General features: G+C 59.5%; 15 protein-coding genes and 2 rRNA genes. 9 read left to right on the forward strand and 8 right to left on the reverse strand.

Features of this window, described 5'->3' with window-relative positions:
- From HX846_RS06725 to HX846_RS06745, 5 genes are all read right to left on the reverse strand, one after another.
- Positions 1–251 (reverse strand): LysR family transcriptional regulator (locus HX846_RS06725; RefSeq protein WP_178965168.1); only part of this gene is annotated, 251 nt, incomplete at its 3' end.
- Positions 252–467: 216 nt separating this feature from the next.
- Positions 468–1,316 (reverse strand): ABC transporter permease, encoded by an 849-nt coding sequence (locus tag HX846_RS06730; RefSeq protein WP_003218225.1) that lies wholly within the window; start codon positions 1,314–1,316, stop codon positions 468–470.
- Positions 1,317–1,328: 12 nt separating this feature from the next.
- Positions 1,329–2,180: an ABC transporter ATP-binding protein gene (locus tag HX846_RS06735; protein ID WP_008433632.1), complete on the reverse strand. Its 852-nt coding sequence runs from the start codon at positions 2,178–2,180 to the stop codon at positions 1,329–1,331.
- 1 nt (position 2,181) lies between these two features.
- Positions 2,182–3,207, reverse strand: a complete 1,026-nt coding sequence (locus HX846_RS06740; RefSeq protein WP_003218229.1) for an ABC transporter substrate-binding protein — start codon at positions 3,205–3,207, stop codon at positions 2,182–2,184.
- A gap of 14 nt (positions 3,208–3,221) precedes the next feature.
- The gene (locus HX846_RS06745) at positions 3,222–4,115 is read right to left on the reverse strand and encodes a TauD/TfdA family dioxygenase (protein WP_003218232.1); all 894 of its coding nucleotides are present in this window, start codon (positions 4,113–4,115) and stop codon (positions 3,222–3,224) included.
- A 298-nt stretch (positions 4,116–4,413) separates the two neighbouring features.
- Here HX846_RS06745 and HX846_RS06750 point away from each other — a divergent pair, with 298 nt between their 5' ends.
- The 5 genes from HX846_RS06750 to HX846_RS06770 all read left to right on the forward strand — a co-directional run bounded on the left by HX846_RS06750 (position 4,414) and on the right by HX846_RS06770 (position 11,139).
- Positions 4,414–5,124: a GntR family transcriptional regulator gene (locus tag HX846_RS06750; protein WP_134325512.1), complete on the forward strand. Its 711-nt coding sequence runs from the start codon at positions 4,414–4,416 to the stop codon at positions 5,122–5,124.
- A gap of 452 nt (positions 5,125–5,576) precedes the next feature.
- Entirely contained in the window at positions 5,577–6,341 is a 765-nt protein-coding gene (locus HX846_RS06755; protein WP_023659321.1) for a DUF3050 domain-containing protein, read from the forward strand.
- Positions 6,338–7,285, forward strand: a complete 948-nt coding sequence (locus HX846_RS06760; RefSeq protein WP_178965169.1) for a diiron oxygenase — start codon at positions 6,338–6,340, stop codon at positions 7,283–7,285. Before HX846_RS06755 ends, HX846_RS06760 begins: the two co-directional genes overlap by 4 nt.
- Positions 7,282–10,662, forward strand: a complete 3,381-nt coding sequence (locus HX846_RS06765) for an amino acid adenylation domain-containing protein (RefSeq protein ID WP_178965170.1) — start codon at positions 7,282–7,284, stop codon at positions 10,660–10,662. Before HX846_RS06760 ends, HX846_RS06765 begins: the two co-directional genes overlap by 4 nt.
- A 27-nt stretch (positions 10,663–10,689) precedes the next feature.
- Positions 10,690–11,139, forward strand: a complete 450-nt coding sequence (locus tag HX846_RS06770; RefSeq protein ID WP_008433617.1) for an SRPBCC family protein — start codon at positions 10,690–10,692, stop codon at positions 11,137–11,139.
- A gap of 42 nt (positions 11,140–11,181) precedes the next feature.
- Here the strand turns inward: HX846_RS06770 and HX846_RS06775 are convergent, their stop codons facing one another.
- A complete protein-coding gene (locus tag HX846_RS06775) occupies positions 11,182–13,062 on the reverse strand; it encodes a methyl-accepting chemotaxis protein (protein WP_003218243.1) in 1,881 nt (626 codons plus the stop codon).
- 279 nt (positions 13,063–13,341) lie between these two features.
- Here HX846_RS06775 and HX846_RS06780 point away from each other — a divergent pair, with 279 nt between their 5' ends.
- The 4 genes from HX846_RS06780 (at position 13,342) to HX846_RS06795 (ending at position 18,667) form a co-directional block, all read left to right on the forward strand.
- The gene (locus HX846_RS06780; RefSeq protein ID WP_008433614.1) at positions 13,342–13,842 is read left to right on the forward strand and encodes a sigma-70 family RNA polymerase sigma factor; all 501 of its coding nucleotides are present in this window, start codon (positions 13,342–13,344) and stop codon (positions 13,840–13,842) included.
- Positions 13,839–14,822: a FecR domain-containing protein gene (locus tag HX846_RS06785; RefSeq protein WP_003218246.1), complete on the forward strand. Its 984-nt coding sequence runs from the start codon at positions 13,839–13,841 to the stop codon at positions 14,820–14,822. The genes HX846_RS06780 and HX846_RS06785 overlap by 4 nt, the downstream gene beginning before the upstream one ends.
- Before the next feature lie 105 nt (positions 14,823–14,927).
- A complete protein-coding gene (locus HX846_RS06790) occupies positions 14,928–17,420 on the forward strand; it encodes a TonB-dependent siderophore receptor (RefSeq protein WP_177056010.1) in 2,493 nt (830 codons plus the stop codon).
- 71 nt (positions 17,421–17,491) lie between these two features.
- Positions 17,492–18,667 (forward strand): PepSY domain-containing protein, encoded by a 1,176-nt coding sequence (locus HX846_RS06795; RefSeq protein WP_178965171.1) that lies wholly within the window; start codon positions 17,492–17,494, stop codon positions 18,665–18,667.
- A gap of 78 nt (positions 18,668–18,745) precedes the next feature.
- Here the strand turns inward: HX846_RS06795 and rrf (HX846_RS06800) are convergent.
- Both rrf (HX846_RS06800) and rrf (HX846_RS06805) read right to left on the reverse strand, forming a co-directional pair.
- Positions 18,746–18,861 (reverse strand): 5S ribosomal RNA (gene rrf, locus HX846_RS06800).
- 109 nt (positions 18,862–18,970) lie between these two features.
- Positions 18,971–19,086, reverse strand: a 5S ribosomal RNA gene (gene rrf, locus HX846_RS06805).
- Positions 19,087–19,105 lie beyond the last annotated feature (19 nt).

The following is a 19,105-nucleotide window of genomic DNA, read 5'->3' on the forward strand; positions in this document are numbered from 1 at the left end:
GAGCGGAACAGCAGCGCCGCCTGCTCCACCACGCTGCGCACCTGGCCTTGTAGCTCCAGGGCCTTGGGCGTCGGTACCAGGCCGCGACCGGCGCGCACCAGGATCGGATCGCCCACTGCCTCGCGGATGCGCGTGAGGGTGCGACTCATGGCGGCCGGGCTCAGGTTCATCCGCCGCGCGGCGCCTACCACACTGCCCTCGTCGAGCAAGGCGTCGAGGGCGACCAGCAGGTTCATGTCCGGTAATTGCATGCCAAGCACTCGTGATGGGTTATGAGTGAACTTGGCGCAATCGTAGCAGACTGTGGCGAGGGAGCTTGCTCCCGCTGGGCTGCGAAGCAGCCCCAAAATTTGCAATCGAGACTTTTCTGAAAGAACGCGGTGATGTTATTGGGGCCGCTTCGCGGCCCCGCGGGAGCAAGCTCCCTCGCCACAGGGTTGGTGTTTCAGTCCGGGTTGGTGTTTCAGTCAGCGTTGCATGCCCCAGCGCTTCACGGTGACCCGCTCCAGGGTGTCGAACACCAGGTTCTCCACCAGCAACCCGATCAGGATCACCACCGCCAGGCCGGCAAACACTTTGTCGGTGTACAGTTCGTTGCGGTTCTGGAAGATGTACCAACCCAAACCGCCTTTGCCGCTGGTAGCACCGAACACCAACTCGGCAGCGATCAGCGTGCGCCAGGCGAACGCCCAGCCGATTTTCAACCCGGCGAGAATCGACGGCAGCGCAGCCGGGATCAGGATGAACAACACGAAGCGCATACCCTTGAGGCCATAATTTCGACCGGCCATGCGCAGGGTTTCGGAGACACCGAGGAACCCTGAATAGGTGTTGAGCGCCAGCGCCCACAACACTGAATGCACCAGCACGAAGATCAGGCTGTTCTGCCCCAGGCCAAACCACAACAGCGCCAGCGGCAGCAGGGCAATCGCCGGCAACGGGTTGAACATCGATGTCAGGGTGCTCAGCAGGTCACGCCCCAGTTGGGTCGACACCGCAAGCGTGGTCAGGGCAAACGCCAGCACAATGCCGATCAGGTAACCCTTGATCAGCACCACCAGCGAGATGCTGACCTTGCTCAACAACTCGCCACTGGCCATGCCGTCGTAGAACGCGCTCAGTGTCTGCAGGAAGCTCGGCAGCAGCAGGTCATTGTTCTGATAACGGGCAGCCGCTTCCCAGAGGATCGCAAGCACGATCAGGATCAGGCTTTTACGCAGCCAGCCTTGTTGCCACAGGCGCTGGCGCCACGGCAACTCGCGCTCTACGCGTACACCGGGCAACGGTTCGAGAGTGATTTCATATTCCTGGCGCATGGTGCAAACCCTTCAATAAGCGATGCGGATATCGGCGAAACCCAGTTCGGTTTCCACCTCGGGCGCTTCATCAAACAACAGCCGATGAATGCGCCGCGCCGAAGCCTGGAACTCCACACCGCCGAGGCTGTGCAGGTCGTATTGATGGCTGTGGATTTCCGCCCGCACCCGCCCGGGGTGCGGCGACAGCAACAGGATGCGGTTGCCCACCACCAGCGCTTCCTCGATGGAGTGGGTGACGAACAGCAGGGTGAAACGCACCTCTTCCCAGAGCAGCAATAGTTCTTCCTGCATCTTGCGCCGGGTCAGGGCGTCGAGGGCGGCGAAGGGTTCATCCATCAGCAGGATTTTCGGCTGCATGGCCAACGCCCGGGCGATTGCCACGCGGGCTTTCATGCCGCCGGACAGGGTGTGCGGGTAGGCATCGGCAAAGGCCGTAAGGCCGACTTTTTCCAGGTAGTACAGCGCCCGCTCTTCGGCCTCGCGACGCTTGAGGGTTTTGGACGCCAGCAGCGGGAACATGACGTTCTGCTTGACGGTTTTCCACGGTGGCAGTTGGTCGAACTCCTGGAACACCACGATACGGTCCGGCCCTGGCTGCTCGACTTTTTGCCCGAGCAGACGGATCTCGCCCTCACACGGCTTGATAAAGCCGGCGATGGATTTCAACAGTGTGGATTTGCCACAGCCCGAAGGCCCCAGCAATACAAAGCGGTCTGCCGGATCGATCGCGAAGCTGACCTGGTGAGTGGCCCGCACCACCCGTTCGGGCGTGCGGTATTCAAGGCTGACTTTATCCACCGAAAGCAGTGCTTCGGTGGTGGTCGGGTTGCTGGCCGTGTGGCCTTGCAAGGGCGCGTTCATGTCAGCTCCCTTGCAGCGGCTTGGCGTCCTGGAAGAAGTAATCCTTCCACGATTCGGGTTTGTTTTTGATCGCGCCGACGCGGTAGAGGAATTCCGCCAGCGGGTAGGTGTTTTTCGGTGTGACGCTGAATTCGAACTGCGGGTTTTCGATGATTTTCAGCAGCTCGGCGCGGTCGATCTTGGCCTTGGTCACGCGGATGTAGGTATCGGCTGCGGCACCTTTGTCGTTCTGGGCGAACTGCGCCGCTTCGGTCAGTGCCTCGACGAACGCCTTGTAGGTTTTCGGGTTGTCGTTGCGGAATTTCTCGGTGGCGAACAGCACGGTCGGCGAGTTAGGCCCGAGGATGTCATAGGAGTTGAGCACCACATGCACGTTCGGGTTGGTCAGGGCCTGCTCCTGGAACGGCGGGTTGGAGAAGTGCCCGGTCAGCTCGGTGCCACCGGCAATCAGCGCAGCCGTGGCATCCGGGTGCGGGACGGCAACGGTGTACTTGTCGAGGCGATTGAATTCCTTGTCGCCCCATTGCTTGGCGGCAGCGTATTGCAGGAAACGCGACTGCACGGAAACGCCCACTGCCGGTACGGCAATGCGGTCTTTTTCGGTGAAGTCGGCAATGGTCTTGACCTTGGGATTGTTGCTCACCAGGTAGTAGGGGAAGTTGCCCAGGGAGGCGACGGCTTTCACGTTCTGCTTGCCGTGGGTGCGGTCCCAGATAGTCAGCAGCGGGCCAACGCCGGCCCCGGCGATGTCGATGGAACCGGAGAGCAGCGCATCATTGACGGCTGCGCCGCCGGACAGTTGCGTCCAGTCGACCTTGATGTCGATGCCTTCCTGCTTGCCGTATTTTTCGATCAGGTTCTGGTCGCGCACCACGTTGAGCAACAGGTAGACGATGCCAAACTGCTCGGCGATGCGAATTTCGCCTTCGGCCTGGGCGGCGGCAGGCGCCACAAGACTGCCGGCCAGCAGGCTGACGCCCAGGCCGACCGTCGCGGCCAGGCGCGCAAATGGGGTTTTCTTGGACATGGTCATGCTCCGGGTCAGAAAGGCGCGTCGCCCTGGATGGTGGTGCGGTACAGCTTGCGCCGCAGGTGGCTGGGGCAGCCGGCCGCCAGGTGGATCAGCGAGCGGTTGTCCCAGAACACCATGTCGTGGGGCTGCCACTGATGGCGGTAGATGTTTTCCGGCAGCACGCTGTGGGCGTACAGCTGGGCCAGCAGGTCGCGGCTTTCATCCTCAGGCAGGCCGACGATACGGGTGGTGAAGCCCTCGCTGACGAACAGCGCCTTGCGGCCGTTTTCCGGGTGGGTGCGCACAATCGGGTGTACCACTTCCGCCACTTGAGCGAGTTGCTCGGGCGTGAGGGTCGGGCGCCAATTGCCTTCGAATTTGGTTTCGCTGTAGCGTGCGGTGTAGGAGTGCGCGGCGCTGCGGCCTTCAACGGCCTTGCGCAGGGACTCGGGCAGGTTGTCCCAGGCTTTATGCATGTCGGCGAACAACGTGTCGCCACCCTCGGACGGCAGCTCCTGGGCATGGAGCATCGAGCCCAGGCTCGGCAGCTCCTTATAGGAGAGGTCCGAGTGCCAGAACTTGCCGGCGTCTCCCAGGCCGATGGATTGGCCGTTTTCGATGATGTTGGAGACGATCAGGATTTCCGGGTGGTTGGCCAGCAGGAATTGTTTGAGCACATGGATTTGCAGCACGCCGAAACGGCGGCTGAAGGCGATCTGTTGCTCGGGGGTGATACGTTGGTCGCGGAAGACCACGACGTGATGGTCCAGATGCGCGCGGTGAATGCGTGCGAAGTCCTGGTCGCTGACCGGGCGGGCCAGGTCCAGGCCTATGATTTCGGCGCCGACGCTGCCGGGAAATGGACGGATCTCGAAGGTTTGTGTGGTGTCGGTCGCTGTTGGAACAGTAGAGGTGGCAGACATGAGTTCACTCCCGTGCAGTCAGGAGAGTGACTTTATAGTCATAAGAACCGCATTTTAAATACCGTTAGTGAATATCGATATGCAGCAATACCGCTGTTGGCCCGACTCCCGGGAATAAAATGTGCACGACGGACCTTTAGCCTGTAAGACCTGACAAATGGGAGCTGTGGGCCCGAAGAACACGCTGTTGAGTCGCTTACAAGCCGAAACCTTGCCCGTTTGACAAGCTTGTGGACAATCTCTAGTGTGCATTGGATCCAATTAGCCACCTCACCTTGAAAAGGAGGATAGCGTAGTCGTGACGCAGAAGCCGAACCCTTTGAGCAGCATCCAGATCAGCGGGCCTATCCCCGCCCATCTCGCCCGCTCCGTGATTGAAGAAACATTGCGCAACGCCATCCTGGATGGCCGCTTGCCCTGTGGCACCGCCATGCGTCAACAGGAGCTGGCCAGCTTGTTCGGGGTCAGCCGGATGCCGGTGCGCGAGGCATTGCGTCAACTGGAAGCCCAATCGCTGCTGCATGTGGTCACCCACAAAGGCGCGGTGGTGGCGCCACTGATCGAGGACCACTCGGCGGAAACCTACGCCCTGCGCATACTCCTCGAATCCGAAGCGCTGCGCTTGTCGATTCCCCTGCTCACGCCCGATGACATCGCCCAGGCTGGCGCCTTTATCGACGCGCTGGAACGGGAAAGCGACTACACCGAAATCGGCCGCCTCAACCGCCTGTTCCACATGGCGCTATATGGCAAGGCGGGCAATCAGCGGTTGCTCAAGCTGGTTGAACACGGCTTGAACGAAGAGGAACGTTTCCTGCGCTTCAACCTCGAGGCCATGGGCCTGGGCAAGACGTCCCAGGAAGATCACCGCGAACTGCTCGACCTCGTGGCGCAAAAGAAGGTCGACGAAAGCATCCTGACCCTGCGTAACCACCTTACCCGCGGCATGGAGGTGATTACGGGTTACCTCAAAAGTCTTGAAGAGACTGAACAGAACGCTGCGCTGTAAATTCTGCGTGGAACTGAAACGCCTCCCTCGACCACAAAGCGCTGCAAAGTGACGCTGGCCGACGGAGGCCAGTGCACCACCATTACTCCCGTTAAACCATTAAGCCCAAAGAAAACTTCACACACTCCGCAGAGCGATCCAACTACCGCAATATTCCAACTCGAAAAACTTATAAAACTAAAAACACCTGAATACTTAATCAGATTATTACCAACACTCCAATTCTCCCAATCGACAGCGTGAATCCATGCTCGGTGCGTCACTGCGCGTGGCGTTCCTTTAAATAAAGCCTTGGTATTTTGTCACAGCATGCTGCTTGCCAGTAACAGTGTCAGCCTCGTACAGGGCTGCCTGTTATCAAGGCACCCGCGCATCCGTGAAAACCAATGTTTATTTGTCGCTAAAGCACAACGCTTTTATCAGGGAAGAGACAACGACTTATAGGCATCAACATGTTCCAGCACTCACACCTGCTTAAACAAAAAAAGCAGAAGTTACATATCCATCCAATATTCAAACAAATAAACACTCTTCCAAAGTTGCAGTACTTTATGGAAAACCACGTATTCGCCGTGTGGGACTTCATGACACTCACCAAACGCCTGCAACATGACCTCACCGGTATGCGCCTGCCCTGGTTACCGCCAACGGACCCGCAAGCGGCTCGCCTGATCAATGAGATCGTATTGGGCGAAGAGTCGGACGCGTATCCCGGCCATGGGCACGGCAGCCACTTCGAGTTGTACCTGGAAGCCATGCGTGAAGTCGGCGCGAGCACGGCGAACATCGAGCGGTTCGTCAGCCTGCAGCGTGACGGCAACGATGCAGAAACGGCCCTGCAAAAAATCGATATCCACCCGTCCGTGGCCCGGTTCGTCAGAAGTACCCTGCAGGTTGCCCTGGACGCCCCGACGCACTGCGTGGCGGCTGCCTTTCTCCACGGGCGCGAGAGCGTCATCCCGGCGATGTTCAAGCGCATCCTGGAGGAGTGCGAGGTGCTCCATCGCCAGGCGCCCACCTTCTGCTACTACCTCAAGCGCCACATGGAGATCGACGCCCAGGAGCATGGCCCGGCGGCAACGCAATTGCTGCAACGCCTTACCCTCGGCGACCCAAGCCGCGAGCAGCAAGCCGACAGTTGCGCCCTCGGCGCCGTGGAAAGCCGCCTGGCCTTATGGGATGGGTTGCATAGGTGCCTGCCGGAGATGAGCGCATGAACCCTGCAGACTACCGCTCATTTGCCGACGACTGGGAGCGCCGCGCGACCATCCGCACACGCCCGCGGCGGCGGCTGGAAAACGATCAGAAACTGATCTACCCCCTGAGCCGACAGCCCCTGGTGCTGAGCGCAACCTTTATCGACCGATGCCCGCAGTGCCGTGATTTTGTCTTGCTGCAGACGTTCTACAAGTTCATCAACGACGTGGTGATCTTTGAAACCGAGATCGTCGACAAGACCGCACGCAGCATCGCCAAGAATCGCTTTTCGGTGCCCTTCCCGCTTGCCTGTCGCTACGACGCCATGACCGTGGTGGTAGACGAGGATTACCACGCCCTCGTCGCCCTCGATTTCATGCAACAGACCATCGAGATGACCGGGATCCCACCCCTTGAACTACCCGCGCAAATCGAGCTGAGCCGCGCCTTGCCTGCCGCACTGGCGCTGGCGCCCGAACACCTGCGCGATGCCATGGAACTGATTGCCGTGGCCATCGCCGAGAACACCGTGACCCATGACGTGGCAGCGTTTTCCAAGGACGACAGTGTCAAGCAATCCATCCGTGGGTTGATGGCCGACCACTTGTTTGACGAGGGCCGCCACGCGCTTTTCTGGACGCGCCTGGTGCGTATTTATTGGCAGTCTGCAGACGCCGCGGACCGCGACTGTATCGCCCGGATCCTGCCGGTTTTTCTCCAGCATTACCTGACCCACGACCTGCAGAAAAATTTCGACCTGCACTTGATCGAGCACCTGGATGTCAGTGACGGCACGCGCTCTGCGCTGCGCACTGAAGTGCAGGCGATGGGCTTTCCCATTACCCGCCAGCACCCGTTGATCGGCAATATCATGGGCTTCCTGAACCACAGCGGCCTGCTGCAAACGCCGAGTGTGGTTCGGGCGCTGGATGCCTTTCTTGCGGCGCCAGGAGGGCACCCATGAGGCACCTGAAGATTGGGCTGGCGGGCTTCAGCGCGGCGCTGAATGAACTGGGTGAGACATTGGCGCAATACGGTCATGGGGTGGTGCGAGCACAGGATGTCACCCACCTAGACCTGCTGATTGATGACGGTAGCGAGGAGGTTCCGCCCGGCGTGACGTGCACAGCCTTGATGAGCCTGCGCGTGGGTATGGGAGCGTTGACCGACTGTGGATTGCCGGCCCTGCAGCTCAGGTGTTACGCCCACTCACGGCGACTCCTGACAACCCTGGAGGTAGCCGGAGAAGCCTGTGGCAATGGTCAACGGCTGCGTCAACACGCAGTAAGCAGCCTGGTGGAGTGGGTAGCCCAACAGGTGAGTGGGTTCTCCCGGGACCCGGGCTATTTCTCGCAGGCGGCCGTCGCCTCTGATGATCCGGAACACGGCCTGCAAGCGCTCGCATCCCTGGCGTACCTGCATCGTTTTAACCTGACGGCCGATTTGGTTCTGCTGCAGCAAGCCCGGGTACCCCTGATCGAACGATTGGAAAACAGTCTGCAAACCTTCGCCGACCGGCTGGCGTTGAACATTGCCGGCAGCGGGCTGACTTACCGACAGTTGCATCGCCAGAGCCTGGCTATCCAGCACCGTCTGCGACTTCTGCTTGGGCCCCACGACACACCGCCGGTAATCGGCGTCTGCCTGGACAAATCCCTGGAGCTGTACGCCAGCATTCTCGCGGTACTCGCCTGCGGTGCGGTGTACCTGCCCCTGGAGCCGGGCCACCCGCTGCAACGCCAGCAAGCGATGCTGGAAAACGCCGGCGTCTCGGTGCTGCTGGATGATGGCAAGCATCCACTGCGGGACGGGTTTTGTGCATTGGATGTGAGTGCCGTCGACACTCCCGACACCTCGCTGCCAATGCGCCAGCGCCCCGCCATGGACGACCCTTGCATGGTGTTCCACACCTCGGGCACTACCGGCCACCCCAAGGGCGTGCTGCTCAGCCAGCACAACCTGGCCCATTTCAGCGCCTGGTTCGGGGGTCATGTGCAGCTGAGCGAACACAGCCGGGTCTTGCAGTTTTCGCCCTTGAGTTTTGACTCGTCCCTGATCGATATCTTCCCGAGCCTGATCGCGGGCGCCGAGCTGATCGTGCCCAGTGAGGACCAGCGACGCGACCCGCAGCAACTGGTGGAGTTGATCCGACAACAGCGCGTCACCCACGCCTTCCTGCCGCCGGCGCTGCTGAGCATCCTGCCGCTGGATCAACCCCTGGGCCTGGCGCACCTGATGACCGGAGGCGATGTGTGCGAGCCCTATGTCATCGAGCAGTTGGCAGGCCAGTGCCGCCTGCACAATTTCTACGGGCCCACCGAAGCCACCGTGCTGGTGACCAGCCACACGTTGCAGCCGGGCGACAGCAATCGCAACCTCGGCACGCCCATCGCCAACAGCCAGGTACTGATCCTCGACGAGCACCTGCAACCGGTGGATGAGCAGGTGTTGGGCGAACTGTACATCGCCGGTCCCGGCGTCAGCCTGGGTTACCTCAACCAGCCGCGTCAGACCGCCGAGCATTTCGTCCCCCTGGAGTTGCCCGACGGCCAGACCTTGCGGGCCTACCGCACAGGCGACCTGGCGAAGTGGACCGCTGCCGGCATCGAGTTGGCCGGGCGCCGGGATCAGCAGGTGAAGATCCGTGGGTTCCGGGTCGAACCGCAAGAGATCGAACATTGCCTGCGCAGCAGTCAGCTGTTTCGCCAAGTGGCGGTGGTGATTGACCGTGAGCGGCGAATCCTGGCTTTTGTTGCTCAGCCCGAAACACAAGACGCCCTGCCTGCACTGACGCAGCATGCCCGGCAAACACTGCCGGACTATTTGCGCCCAACCCTGTGCACGGAACTTGCGAGCATGCCGTGCACCCCCAACGGAAAGGTCGACCGCCAGGCATTGCTGGCGTTACCGACTCCAACGCTGCCGGCCATCATTCACGGCGAACCGCACACGCCCATGCAAGTGCAGTTGCTCAACCTGTGGAGCGAGTTGCTGGGCATGCCGGTCACGCAGCTGTCGGCCGACGAGAGCTTCTTCAATCTTGGCGGCCATTCCATCCTGCTGTCGACGATGCTGCTGCGTATCCGCGAGCAGTTCGGGCGCAGCCTATCCCTAAGTCGGTTTTTTGAAACCCCCACGGTTCGTACCCTCGCTACGCTGATGGGGGACGACGCACCACCCGAAGCACCGACCGGCCAGGCTACCCAGGATGCGCTGCGTGAGCTGCATGTGCAGACATTGCCGGCTGAACAGGCGGGCGAACGTCGCCGGGTGATCGTGACCGGGGCCAACAGTTTTCTCGGGGTGCATATCGTCGAGGCACTGTTGGCCGAGGGTGCACTTGAAGTGGCGTGCCTGGTGCGCGAACGGCCCGGACATTCGGCGACCGCGAGGTTTGCCGAGGCCCTGCGAGAGTACCGTCTGGAACACCTGGACCTGAGCCGGGTGCAGGTGTATGCCGCCGACATCAGCCAGCCGCGTCTTGGCCTGTCGAGTGAGGTGTATGACTACCTCGCCGGGGAGTTCGGCGTGTTGGTGCACAACGCCGCCCACGTCAATCATGTGATGGATTACGCCACCCTGGCCAAGGACAACGTCGAACCGGTGCTGGAATGCCTGCGCCTGTGTGAAACCCGGTGCAAGAAGGTCTTCAATTTTATCTCGACGCTGTCGGCCGCCAGCACTATCGACGCACATGGCCAGGTACTCGAAAACCCCGCCGCGGCCACCCCGCCGCTCTACATCCAGAATGGCTACAACCTGTCCAAATGGGTTGCCGAACGCTTGCTGGGACGCGCCGCAGCGCAAGGTGCCTGGGTCAATATCCATCGCCCGGGGAACATCAGCTTCAACAGCCGCAGCGGAGTCTGCGAGCCACAGAAGAATCGCCTGATGTTGATGCTCAAAGGTTCACTCCAACTGGGCCTGGTGCCGCACCTTGAGTTGAATTTCGACCTGATGCCGGTGGACTTTCTCGCCCGGTTTATTGCGTTCCACAGCAGCCGCTGCCGTGCTGGAGGGACGGTGTTCAACCTGCATAACCCGCAGCCCCTGAGCTGGGAAACCTACGTCGACGCCTTTCGCCAGGCAGGCCACGCATTCGAGCTGGTGAGCGTGGCTCACTGGCAACGTCACCTGCACACAGTGGACAGCCGCAATGCGCTGTTTGGCGTACTGGGCTTCTACCTCAATGGGGTGGGCGAGGACATCGGCGATACCTCGATGATCCGCCATGACAACGCACGACGCGGCGTCGAGCAGATGGGCGGACGCTACCCCGAAAAAAATCCGGCGCTGTTACGCAAGGGCTGCGAGTACCTGCGCAGCACCGGTTTCCTGTGACCAGGCTCTCAATTGAAGGAAGACCTTATGAAACCCGATACGTTGATTCGCAACCCTTGCGCCAAACCTGTGGTGTCCTCAGTTGTGGTTGCCTGTGATGCCGCCGGTGCGTGGGCGGTGGTCGGTGACTTTGGCGGATTTGATCGATTCATCCCCGCCTTGTCCCACATCGAAATCACTGGTGCGGGCGCGGGATCGCTGCGCAAGAAGTTCTTCCACGATGGACACCTGGTGGTGGAGCAACTCAACAGCCGCGACGAGCAGGCCATGCGCATGACCTGGACCACGATCTACAACACCTTGGGCGTAGCACGGTTGTGGGCCGCCATGGATGTCGAACCGTTGGGAGCAGGATCCTCACGGGTGACCTGGACGATCATCGCCGAGCCGGTTGAACCTGGCGCGGAGGGATTTGAGCCGTTTGTGCAGGCATTCGCCGACGGTGCGCTGGCGAATGTGCGAGCGATGTTTGGCTAAAGGAGACAGGAGCGAGCAGGCTCGCTCCTGTGTGTTCATCGATCAGATTTTGAAACTGTCGACCAACTGCTTCAGGCGGTTGGCCTGTTGAGACAAGGCGTCGCAATCCTTCAAGGTTTCGTTGAGGTTGGCCACGCCCTGCTGGTTCAGCAGGTTGATCTGGTTGATGTCGACGTTGAGGGTTTCCACCACGGCGGTCTGTTCCTCGGTGGCGGCCGCTACCGACTGGTTCATCCCGTCGATCTCGACGATCCGCTGCGTCACGCTGACCAGGCGTTCACCGGCCTGGTTGGCGACCTCGACGCTTTCTTCACTCGAGGTCTGGCTGGCGTTCATCGTGGTCACGGCCTCACGCGAGCCAATCTGCAGCGAGGTGATCATTTTGTGGATCTCTTCTGCCGACTCCTGGGTGCGGTGCGCCAGGTTGCGCACTTCATCCGCCACCACGGCAAACCCACGCCCGGCCTCACCGGCACGTGCCGCTTCAATCGCGGCGTTGAGGGCCAACAGGTTGGTTTGCTGGGAGATGCCTTTGATCACGTCCAGGATGTGGCCGATGTTGTCGGTGCTGGCGTTCAGGGTTTCAATCTGCGTGCAGGACAGGCTGATTTTTTGCGAAAGCTCCGACATCGCCAGGATGGTTTTCTCAACCACCTTGCGCCCATCATCGGCCTGCTCACTGGCACCGCTGGCGTGTTGCGAAGCATCAGCAGCGTTGCGCGCGATTTCCTGCGTGGCGGCCCCCAGTTCGTTGATCGCTGCGGCCACGCTGTTGGTGCGCGCGCTTTGTTCGTCGGAACCGATGATCGACGCATTGGACGAGGCCATTACTCGCTGGGACAGGTCGTGCACCTGGCGCGTCGCCGAGGAAACTTCGGAAATCGACGCGTGAATACGCTCGACGAATTGGTTGAAGGCACTGCCCAAGTCACCGAACTCGTCCTTGCTTTCCACTGTCAGGCGGCGGGTCAGGTCACCCTCGCCCTGGGCGATGTCCTGCATGGCGCGGCCCATGGTGGTCAGCGGGCGCATCAAGACCTGGATCAGGACGCTAAGGAACACGGCAATGGCGGCAACCGCAATGAACATGGCGATCAATGCCGAGGTACGGAACTTACCCAGCGGTGCGTAGGCTTTGTCTTTGTCGATCGACAGGCCGATGTACCAGTCGGCATTCGGCAACCCGCTGATAGGGGTGAAGGACAAAATCCGTTCCTGGCCATTCAAGACCACTTCCTGGCTGAGCTTCTCGATGCGCACGTTGGTGCCGGGATAGATGTCCTTGAGGTTCTTCATCACCTGGTCCTGGTCCGGGCTGACAATCACCTGACCATCACCGCTGACCAGGAATGCATGGCCGATGCCGCCGAAATCCACCGAGTTGATGATCTTCACCAGGGTTTGCAGGCTCAGGTCACCGCCGACCACGCCAAGCAGTTCGCCATTCTTTTTCACCGGCATCGCGATGGTCACGATCAGCCCGCCTACCGCAGCCATGTAGGGCGGTGTAAGCATGGTCTTGTCGGCTGCGACAGCTTGCTTGTACCAGGGACGCTGACGCGGATCGTAGCCATCGGGCATTTTGGCGTCGGGACGCTGGGTGAACACGCCGTTGGTGGAACCGACGTAGGTGAACTGGAAGTTGGAGGTAAATGCCGACTGGTCGACCAACCCCGGAAGATCGGCAGAGCTGCCTTGATGGGCCACGTTTTGCGCGAGGCTTTCCAGTACCAGCACCCGCCCGCTGAGCCAATTCTGCACGCTGCTGGCGGTGAGTTCACCGGATTGCTGAATGGACGACTCCAGGTTTTGCCGGATGGTATTGCGCTGCAAGTAGTCGTTGTAGAACGTGAATAACGCGAAGGCCAGAACCACTACGCCTGACGCGGCCAACAGAATTTTATGACTGAACTTGAGATTCATTTCATTGACTTCTTTTTGCCAAAAGGGGGTGAGCGTGCCGGATGCAACATTCCATGTAACGGTATAGGCAGACTCTGCGACTGCTCTATTTCGGTGCACGCATGGCTCGTCAGGCTTTCGGCCAAGGCAGGATAAATCTTAGGAATTTGTGAGAAGCATCTGCTTTTAATGTCAGAAACCGACCAGTGGTAGCGCTCTAACGTCAGGAGTTGCAAAATTTTTCAGGCTTGTCGACAATGCGACTAATTATCATTTGTGACGCTTTGCCAGGCCGTGTGAATGCCCTCATCCGAGTACGCAGTACAGACGCTTTACAGCAACCATCATGGCTGGCTGAACACTTGGCTGCGCAGCCGTCTGGGTAACGCAGCGGATGCGGCGGACCTGGCCCAGGACACGTTCGTGCGGCTGCTGCAAAAAACCGAACGTTTCGAACTCAAGGCCCCTCGCGCTTTCCTGCGCACTATCGCGCGGGGCCTGGTGATCGATCATTGGCGTCGCGAAGAAATCGAGCGCGCCTACCTGGAGTCCATCGCGCATTTGCCCGAAGCCTTGGCGCCGAGTGCTGAAGAACGTGCGTTGATTCTGGAATTGCTGGAGTCCATCGCCCGGCTTCTGGACGGACTCAAGCCCAAGGTACGCAAGGCGTTTCTACTGGCTCAATGCGACGGCCTGACTTACAAGCAGATTGCGCAGCAGATGGGTGTATCACTGCGTTCGGTGGAGCGCTATGTCGCCGAGGCGCTTTATCACTGTTATGTGCTGCGGTATGAGGCATGACCTCGATGGATAACACAGCGCGCGCAGGAATCGACCCGCAGGTGGTCAAGCAGGCCATCAGCTGGATGCTGCGTCTGCGTAACAATCGCGCCAATGTCCGCCTGAAGGCGCAGTGCGAGCACTGGCGCGAGGCTCATCATGAACACGAGTTGGCCTGGCAACGCGTGCAGGCACTGCAGCATGAATTAAGCAGCCAGTTGGCGGCGATTCCCGGGGCCCATGTGGCGCTGGAGAACAGTGCCCAGCGCCTTGGGCGCCGGCAGGCATTGAAGGTATTGTCCGGCGTGCTGTTGATGGGTTCGGCGGCCTGGGTCAGCCGAGACCTCACCGGCTGGCAGCGTTGGACCTCTGACCTGGCTACCACTACTGGCGAACGCCGTAGCGTGCAACTACCGGATGGCACGCGCCTGCAGCTCAATACCGATAGCGCAGTGGACCTCGACTTCAACCCGCAACAACGCTTGATCACATTGGTGCGTGGGGAAATCCTGGTGACCTGCGGCGCCGCGGCGACCGCCCCCCTGCTGGTTCGCACCCGCCATGGTTTGTTCGAAGGAATAGACGGGCGATTTGTGGTGCGCCAGGACAGCGATTGCACACGCCTGAGCGTCGCGTCAGGCAACGTGGCGATTCATTCACCGCATACCGCCGACGGGCTTTTCACTCAAGTGCATGCAGGAGAAAGCTACCTGGTGCGTCAGAATGCGGCCGCTCTGGCGCCGCCTTCGGATATGGATACAGGGGCCTGGGCCGACGGATTGATCGTCACCCGCAACATGCGTCTTGCCGACTTCCTGGCGGAGGTGGGGCGCTATCGCCATGGTTATCTGGGCTGCTCGAGCGATATCGCAGATTTGCGCTTGTCTGGTGTTTTTCGCCTGGAGGACACCGAGAAACTATTGGCGATCCTTCCGCAGACGCTGCCTGTGCGCCTGCGCTATCGCACCCGCTGGTGGGTGAGCCTGGAGCGTCAGGCCTGATTATTTTTGGCGTGCCTGATTTATTTTTGGCGGCTTTTTTCCGTGAGTCCGGCTTAGACAGTAAGCAATTCAATCTGCCTTCAGCGACCTCTACGGATCTCGATAATGACTGTGCGTTTTTTCAGCAACTCTCCCTCTTCCTACCCTTTGCTCGGCAAAGCCGTACGCGCAGCATTGCTGTCGACCACGATGGGCATCGGCTTGCTGCCAGTGGCCGGTGTCGCGGCTGATAGCGGGGTCGAACGTATCAGCCAGCGCTATGACATCCCGGCAGGCGCGCTGAGCGATGTGCTCAATCAGTTTGCCCGTCAGGCAGGCATCACCCTTTCCAGCACGCCTGCGCAGACTCAGGGCCGACAGTCTCCCGGGCTGCACGGGGAGTACTCGGCCGAACAGGGCCTGAGCCAATTGCTCAACGGCTCAGGCTTGCAGGCGCAGGCCCAGGACGACGTGAGTTTCGTGTTGCAGGTCCAGCCCGAGAGCGAGGCGCTGACCTTGCCGACCACCGACATCAAAGGCTTCGCCCTGGGTAATGCCCTGGGCAGCATGGAAGGCTACAACGCGACCCACAGCCAGATCGCCACCAAGACCAGTACCGCGCTGCTGGAAACGTCTCAGACGGTTTCAGTGGTGACCCGCGAGCAGATGGACGACCAAGGCTCGCAAACCGTTGCCCAGGCCATGCGTTACACCCCTGGCGTGCTGACCAACCCTTATGGCGCCACTCACCGCTATGACTATGTGGCGATGCGTGGTTTCAACGACGGTTCGGTGGATAACATCTACCTGGACGGTTTGAAATCCATGGGTGACAGCGGAACCTACAGCACCATGCAGGTGGACCCGTATTTCCTCGAGCGCGTAGATATCCTCAAAGGACCGTCATCAGTGCTCTACGGGCGCAGCTCGCCGGGTGGGCTGGTGGCGTTGACCAGCAAGAAGCCATTGTTTGAGCCATACCATCAGGTCCAGGCCACGATAGGTTCCCAAGGGCAGCGAGGCATGGGTTTCGACTTCAGCGGCCCGGTGGATGACGACAAGCGCATTGCTTACCGACTGACCGGTCTTGCAGACAAGTCCGACACGCAATTCGACCATGCCAAGGAAAAACGCTACGCGCTGGCACCCACCTTGAGCATCGACTTTACCGATGACACGTCCCTCACACTCCAGGCTTACCTGCAGCATGACCCCGACGGTGGCTACCACGGAGGCATGCCGGCAGATGGCGCGCTGCATCAGCGCAACGGCCAGCGGATCTCCAATCACTTCTTCGAAGGCGAACCGGGCATTGATGGGTACAAGCGTGATCAACAGTCGTTCGGCTATCAGTTCGAGCATCGCTTCAATGATGTTTTCACCGCGCGGCAGAACTTTCGGTATCTGGACTCCAAGGTCCAGCTGGACCAGGTGTATGCCTATGGCTGGACCACGCCCACCAGTAATGAGCTGAATCGCTACTACTCAGGCGGTGACGAAAAGCTGCATGCGTTCATCATCGACAACATGCTGCAGGCTGAATTTTTTACCGGCGCGACCAAGCATACGGTGTTGATGGGGGCGGACTATCAGCGGCGCAAAACCGTCGTGGACTGGAGCAGCGGCTCTCTTGCGCCAATCAATGCGTTCAACCCGGTGTATGGCAATTCCGAGATCAGCTATTACAGCCCAACCAGTTATCTGCGCCGGCTCGAGCAGACCGGCGTTTACCTGCAAGACCTGATTGAGATGGACAAGTGGCGGTTCTCCCTCGGGCTGCGTCAGGACTGGGTTGAGACCTCCGATGAAAATCGCATTGCCGAAGCGGGACGACCGCTGGGCACAGAGATCAGTGATAAACGTACCAAACTGACCGGCCGGGCCGGAGCGCTCTACTTGTTTGATAACGGTCTCGCGCCCTACGTCAGCTATTCCGAATCCTTCAACCCGAACTCCTATTCGGACAGTGCCGGCAATCCCCTTGCACCTACCGACGGTACCCAGTGGGAAGTCGGCTTGAAGTATCAGCCGCCGGGTACCGACAATTTGTTCACGGCCTCGCTGTTCCGCATCGACCAGGAAAACCTGGCGACCAAACTGCCGCAGGAAAACTTCTATCGCGCGGTCGGCGCTGTGCGCTCCCAGGGCCTGGAGCTGGAGGCGCATATGCAGTTGACCGACCATCTCAAATTGTTGGGCAGCTATACCTTCACCGATATCGAGTATTCGAAGTCGATGGTCAGCACGCTGAGTACTGCGGACAACGTGATCGAGAACAAGGGGAACTCGCCGACGCAGGCGCCGCGTCATATGGCGTCGGTATGGGCAGACTACAAGTTCGATAGCGGCGCACTGGATGGCCTGCGACTCGGTGGTGGTGTTCGTTATGTCGGCTACAGCTGGGCAGATGCGGAGAACACCATGAAGGTGCCCGCCTACACGCTGTTTGATGCCTCGATGGGTTATGACCTTGGCAAGGTTGGACTGAAGGGTGTGGATGTACGCCTGAATGCCAACAACCTGACGAACGAGTCGTACGTGGCGTCGTGTGCCAGTTTGAACTTCTGCTACCTGGGTGAAGAGCGCAACGTCAGTGCGACGGTGAGCTACCAGTTCTGATCCCTCTCGATTCATACAAAGCCAGTTCCTGATTCCAGGCGCTGGCTTTGTCGTCTTTGCAGGAAATTTTTATGCGCGCATTGCTGGTTTTACTTCATCGCTACATCGGGTTGGCAACGGCGTTGTTTCTGATGATGGCTGGACTCACGGGCAGCCTTCTGGCGTTTAACCATGAGTTGGATGAATGGCTCAATCCCGGCTTTTATGGAGCAACGGCCAAAGGTTCGGCATTGCAGCCAGGTGAACTGGTGGACACGTTGCAGGGGCAGCATCCCAAACTGCAAGTCTGGTACATGGAGTATCCACAAGAGGCCGGTCATACCGCGATGCTGGCGGCAGTTGCGAGAAACGATCCGGCGACGGGCAAACCCTTTGAGGAGCCCAACCAGGTCTTTTACCTGGATCCGGTCAGCGGCGAAGAAATGGGCCGGCGTGTTTGGGGGGCTTGCTGCTTTCAGCGCGAGAACTTCATTCCGTTCATTCTGGAATTTCACTACAACCTGACACTGCCGGGTAATTGGGGTTTGTGGCTGATGGGACTGGTGGCGATCGCATGGGTGTTCGATTGTTTTATCGCGCTGTGGCTGACCCTGCCGAGAGGTAAACCGTTCTGGAAGAAGTGGTCCACGGCGTGGAAGATCAAGGGCGGCCACGCTTACCGGCTGAACTTCGACCTGCATCGTGCGGGCGGGTTATGGCTTTGGCTGTTGTTGCTGCCGATTGCAGTCAGCAGCGTCGCGATGAATTTGCCGAGCCAGGTGTTCAAGCCTGCTGTCTCGCTGTTCTCACCGGTTGAGCCTAGCGTCTATGAGGCCCGTGGCGGGTTACCCGCCGAGCAATTGGGCGTGACACAACTGAGTTATCAACAGGCCTATGAGCGGGCGCTGGAGGAAGGCAAGCGGCTGGGACTGACGGCGGCGATTGGAGAGCTTTACTACAGCTTTGAGTACAACTTTTATGGGGCGGGTTTTGGACAACATGATACCGAGGCCCATGGGAAATCCTGGTTGTTTTTCCACGGGACGGATGGGCGTTTACTGGGGCAGGAAATAGCAGGGCAAGGTACGTTGGGAGAGCGCTTTTATCGGCTGCAACTGCCGATCCATGGGGGCAGGATCATCGGGGTGGCGGGTCAGGTGCTGATTGCGCTGCTGGGAGCTGTGATCGCGATGTTGTCTGCTACCGGGATCTATATATGGTGGCGCAAGTTAATGGCCAGGCGAAGCAGTAAGGCACGCAAAGGGTGAGCCGGTTCTAGTTGTTTGCCCAGCCCTTAAACGACAAAACCCCTGTCTGCGCTAGCAGACAGGGGTTTCGGAATTCAATCTTGACGATGACCTACTCTCACATGGGGAAACCCCACACTACCATCGGCGATGCATCGTTTCACTGCTGAGTTCGGGATGGGATCAGGTGGTTCCAATGCTCTATGGTCGTCAAGAAATTCTGTGTACCAGACCGTTGCGTTCGCAACGTGCTGGTGAAAATCATGGACTTCTACATAAACAAAACCCCTGACTGCATAAGCAATCAGGGGTTCTGGAATTTAATCTTGACGATGACCTACTCTCACATGGGGAAACCCCACACTACCATCGGCGATGCATCGTTTCACTGCTGAGTTCGGGATGGGATCAGGTGGTTCCAATGCTCTATGGTCGTCAAGAAATTCGGGTACTGAGTCG

This window comes from Pseudomonas sp. K5002 (genome assembly GCF_013386655.1).
GTDB lineage: Bacteria > Pseudomonadota > Gammaproteobacteria > Pseudomonadales > Pseudomonadaceae > Aquipseudomonas.

Excerpts from the sequence above, each read along its gene's own strand:
- HX846_RS06785 (WP_003218246.1), top strand. The coding sequence starts at position 13,839 with ATGACCTCGATGGATAACACAGCGCGCGCAGGAATCGACCCGCAGGTG.
- HX846_RS06765 (WP_178965170.1), top strand. The coding sequence starts at position 7,282 with ATGAGGCACCTGAAGATTGGGCTGGCGGGCTTCAGCGCGGCGCTGAAT.
- HX846_RS06795 (WP_178965171.1), top strand. The coding sequence starts at position 17,492 with ATGCGCGCATTGCTGGTTTTACTTCATCGCTACATCGGGTTGGCAACG.
- HX846_RS06780 (WP_008433614.1), top strand. The coding sequence starts at position 13,342 with ATGCCCTCATCCGAGTACGCAGTACAGACGCTTTACAGCAACCATCAT.
- HX846_RS06730 (WP_003218225.1), bottom strand. The coding sequence starts at position 1,316 with ATGCGCCAGGAATATGAAATCACTCTCGAACCGTTGCCCGGTGTACGC.
- HX846_RS06790 (WP_177056010.1), top strand. The coding sequence starts at position 14,928 with ATGACTGTGCGTTTTTTCAGCAACTCTCCCTCTTCCTACCCTTTGCTC.
- HX846_RS06755 (WP_023659321.1), top strand. The coding sequence starts at position 5,577 with ATGTTCCAGCACTCACACCTGCTTAAACAAAAAAAGCAGAAGTTACAT.
- HX846_RS06745 (WP_003218232.1), bottom strand. The coding sequence starts at position 4,115 with ATGTCTGCCACCTCTACTGTTCCAACAGCGACCGACACCACACAAACC.
- HX846_RS06740 (WP_003218229.1), bottom strand. The coding sequence starts at position 3,207 with ATGTCCAAGAAAACCCCATTTGCGCGCCTGGCCGCGACGGTCGGCCTG.
- HX846_RS06775 (WP_003218243.1), bottom strand. The coding sequence starts at position 13,062 with ATGAATCTCAAGTTCAGTCATAAAATTCTGTTGGCCGCGTCAGGCGTA.
- HX846_RS06760 (WP_178965169.1), top strand. The coding sequence starts at position 6,338 with ATGAACCCTGCAGACTACCGCTCATTTGCCGACGACTGGGAGCGCCGC.
- HX846_RS06770 (WP_008433617.1), top strand. The coding sequence starts at position 10,690 with ATGAAACCCGATACGTTGATTCGCAACCCTTGCGCCAAACCTGTGGTG.
- HX846_RS06735 (WP_008433632.1), bottom strand. The coding sequence starts at position 2,180 with ATGAACGCGCCCTTGCAAGGCCACACGGCCAGCAACCCGACCACCACC.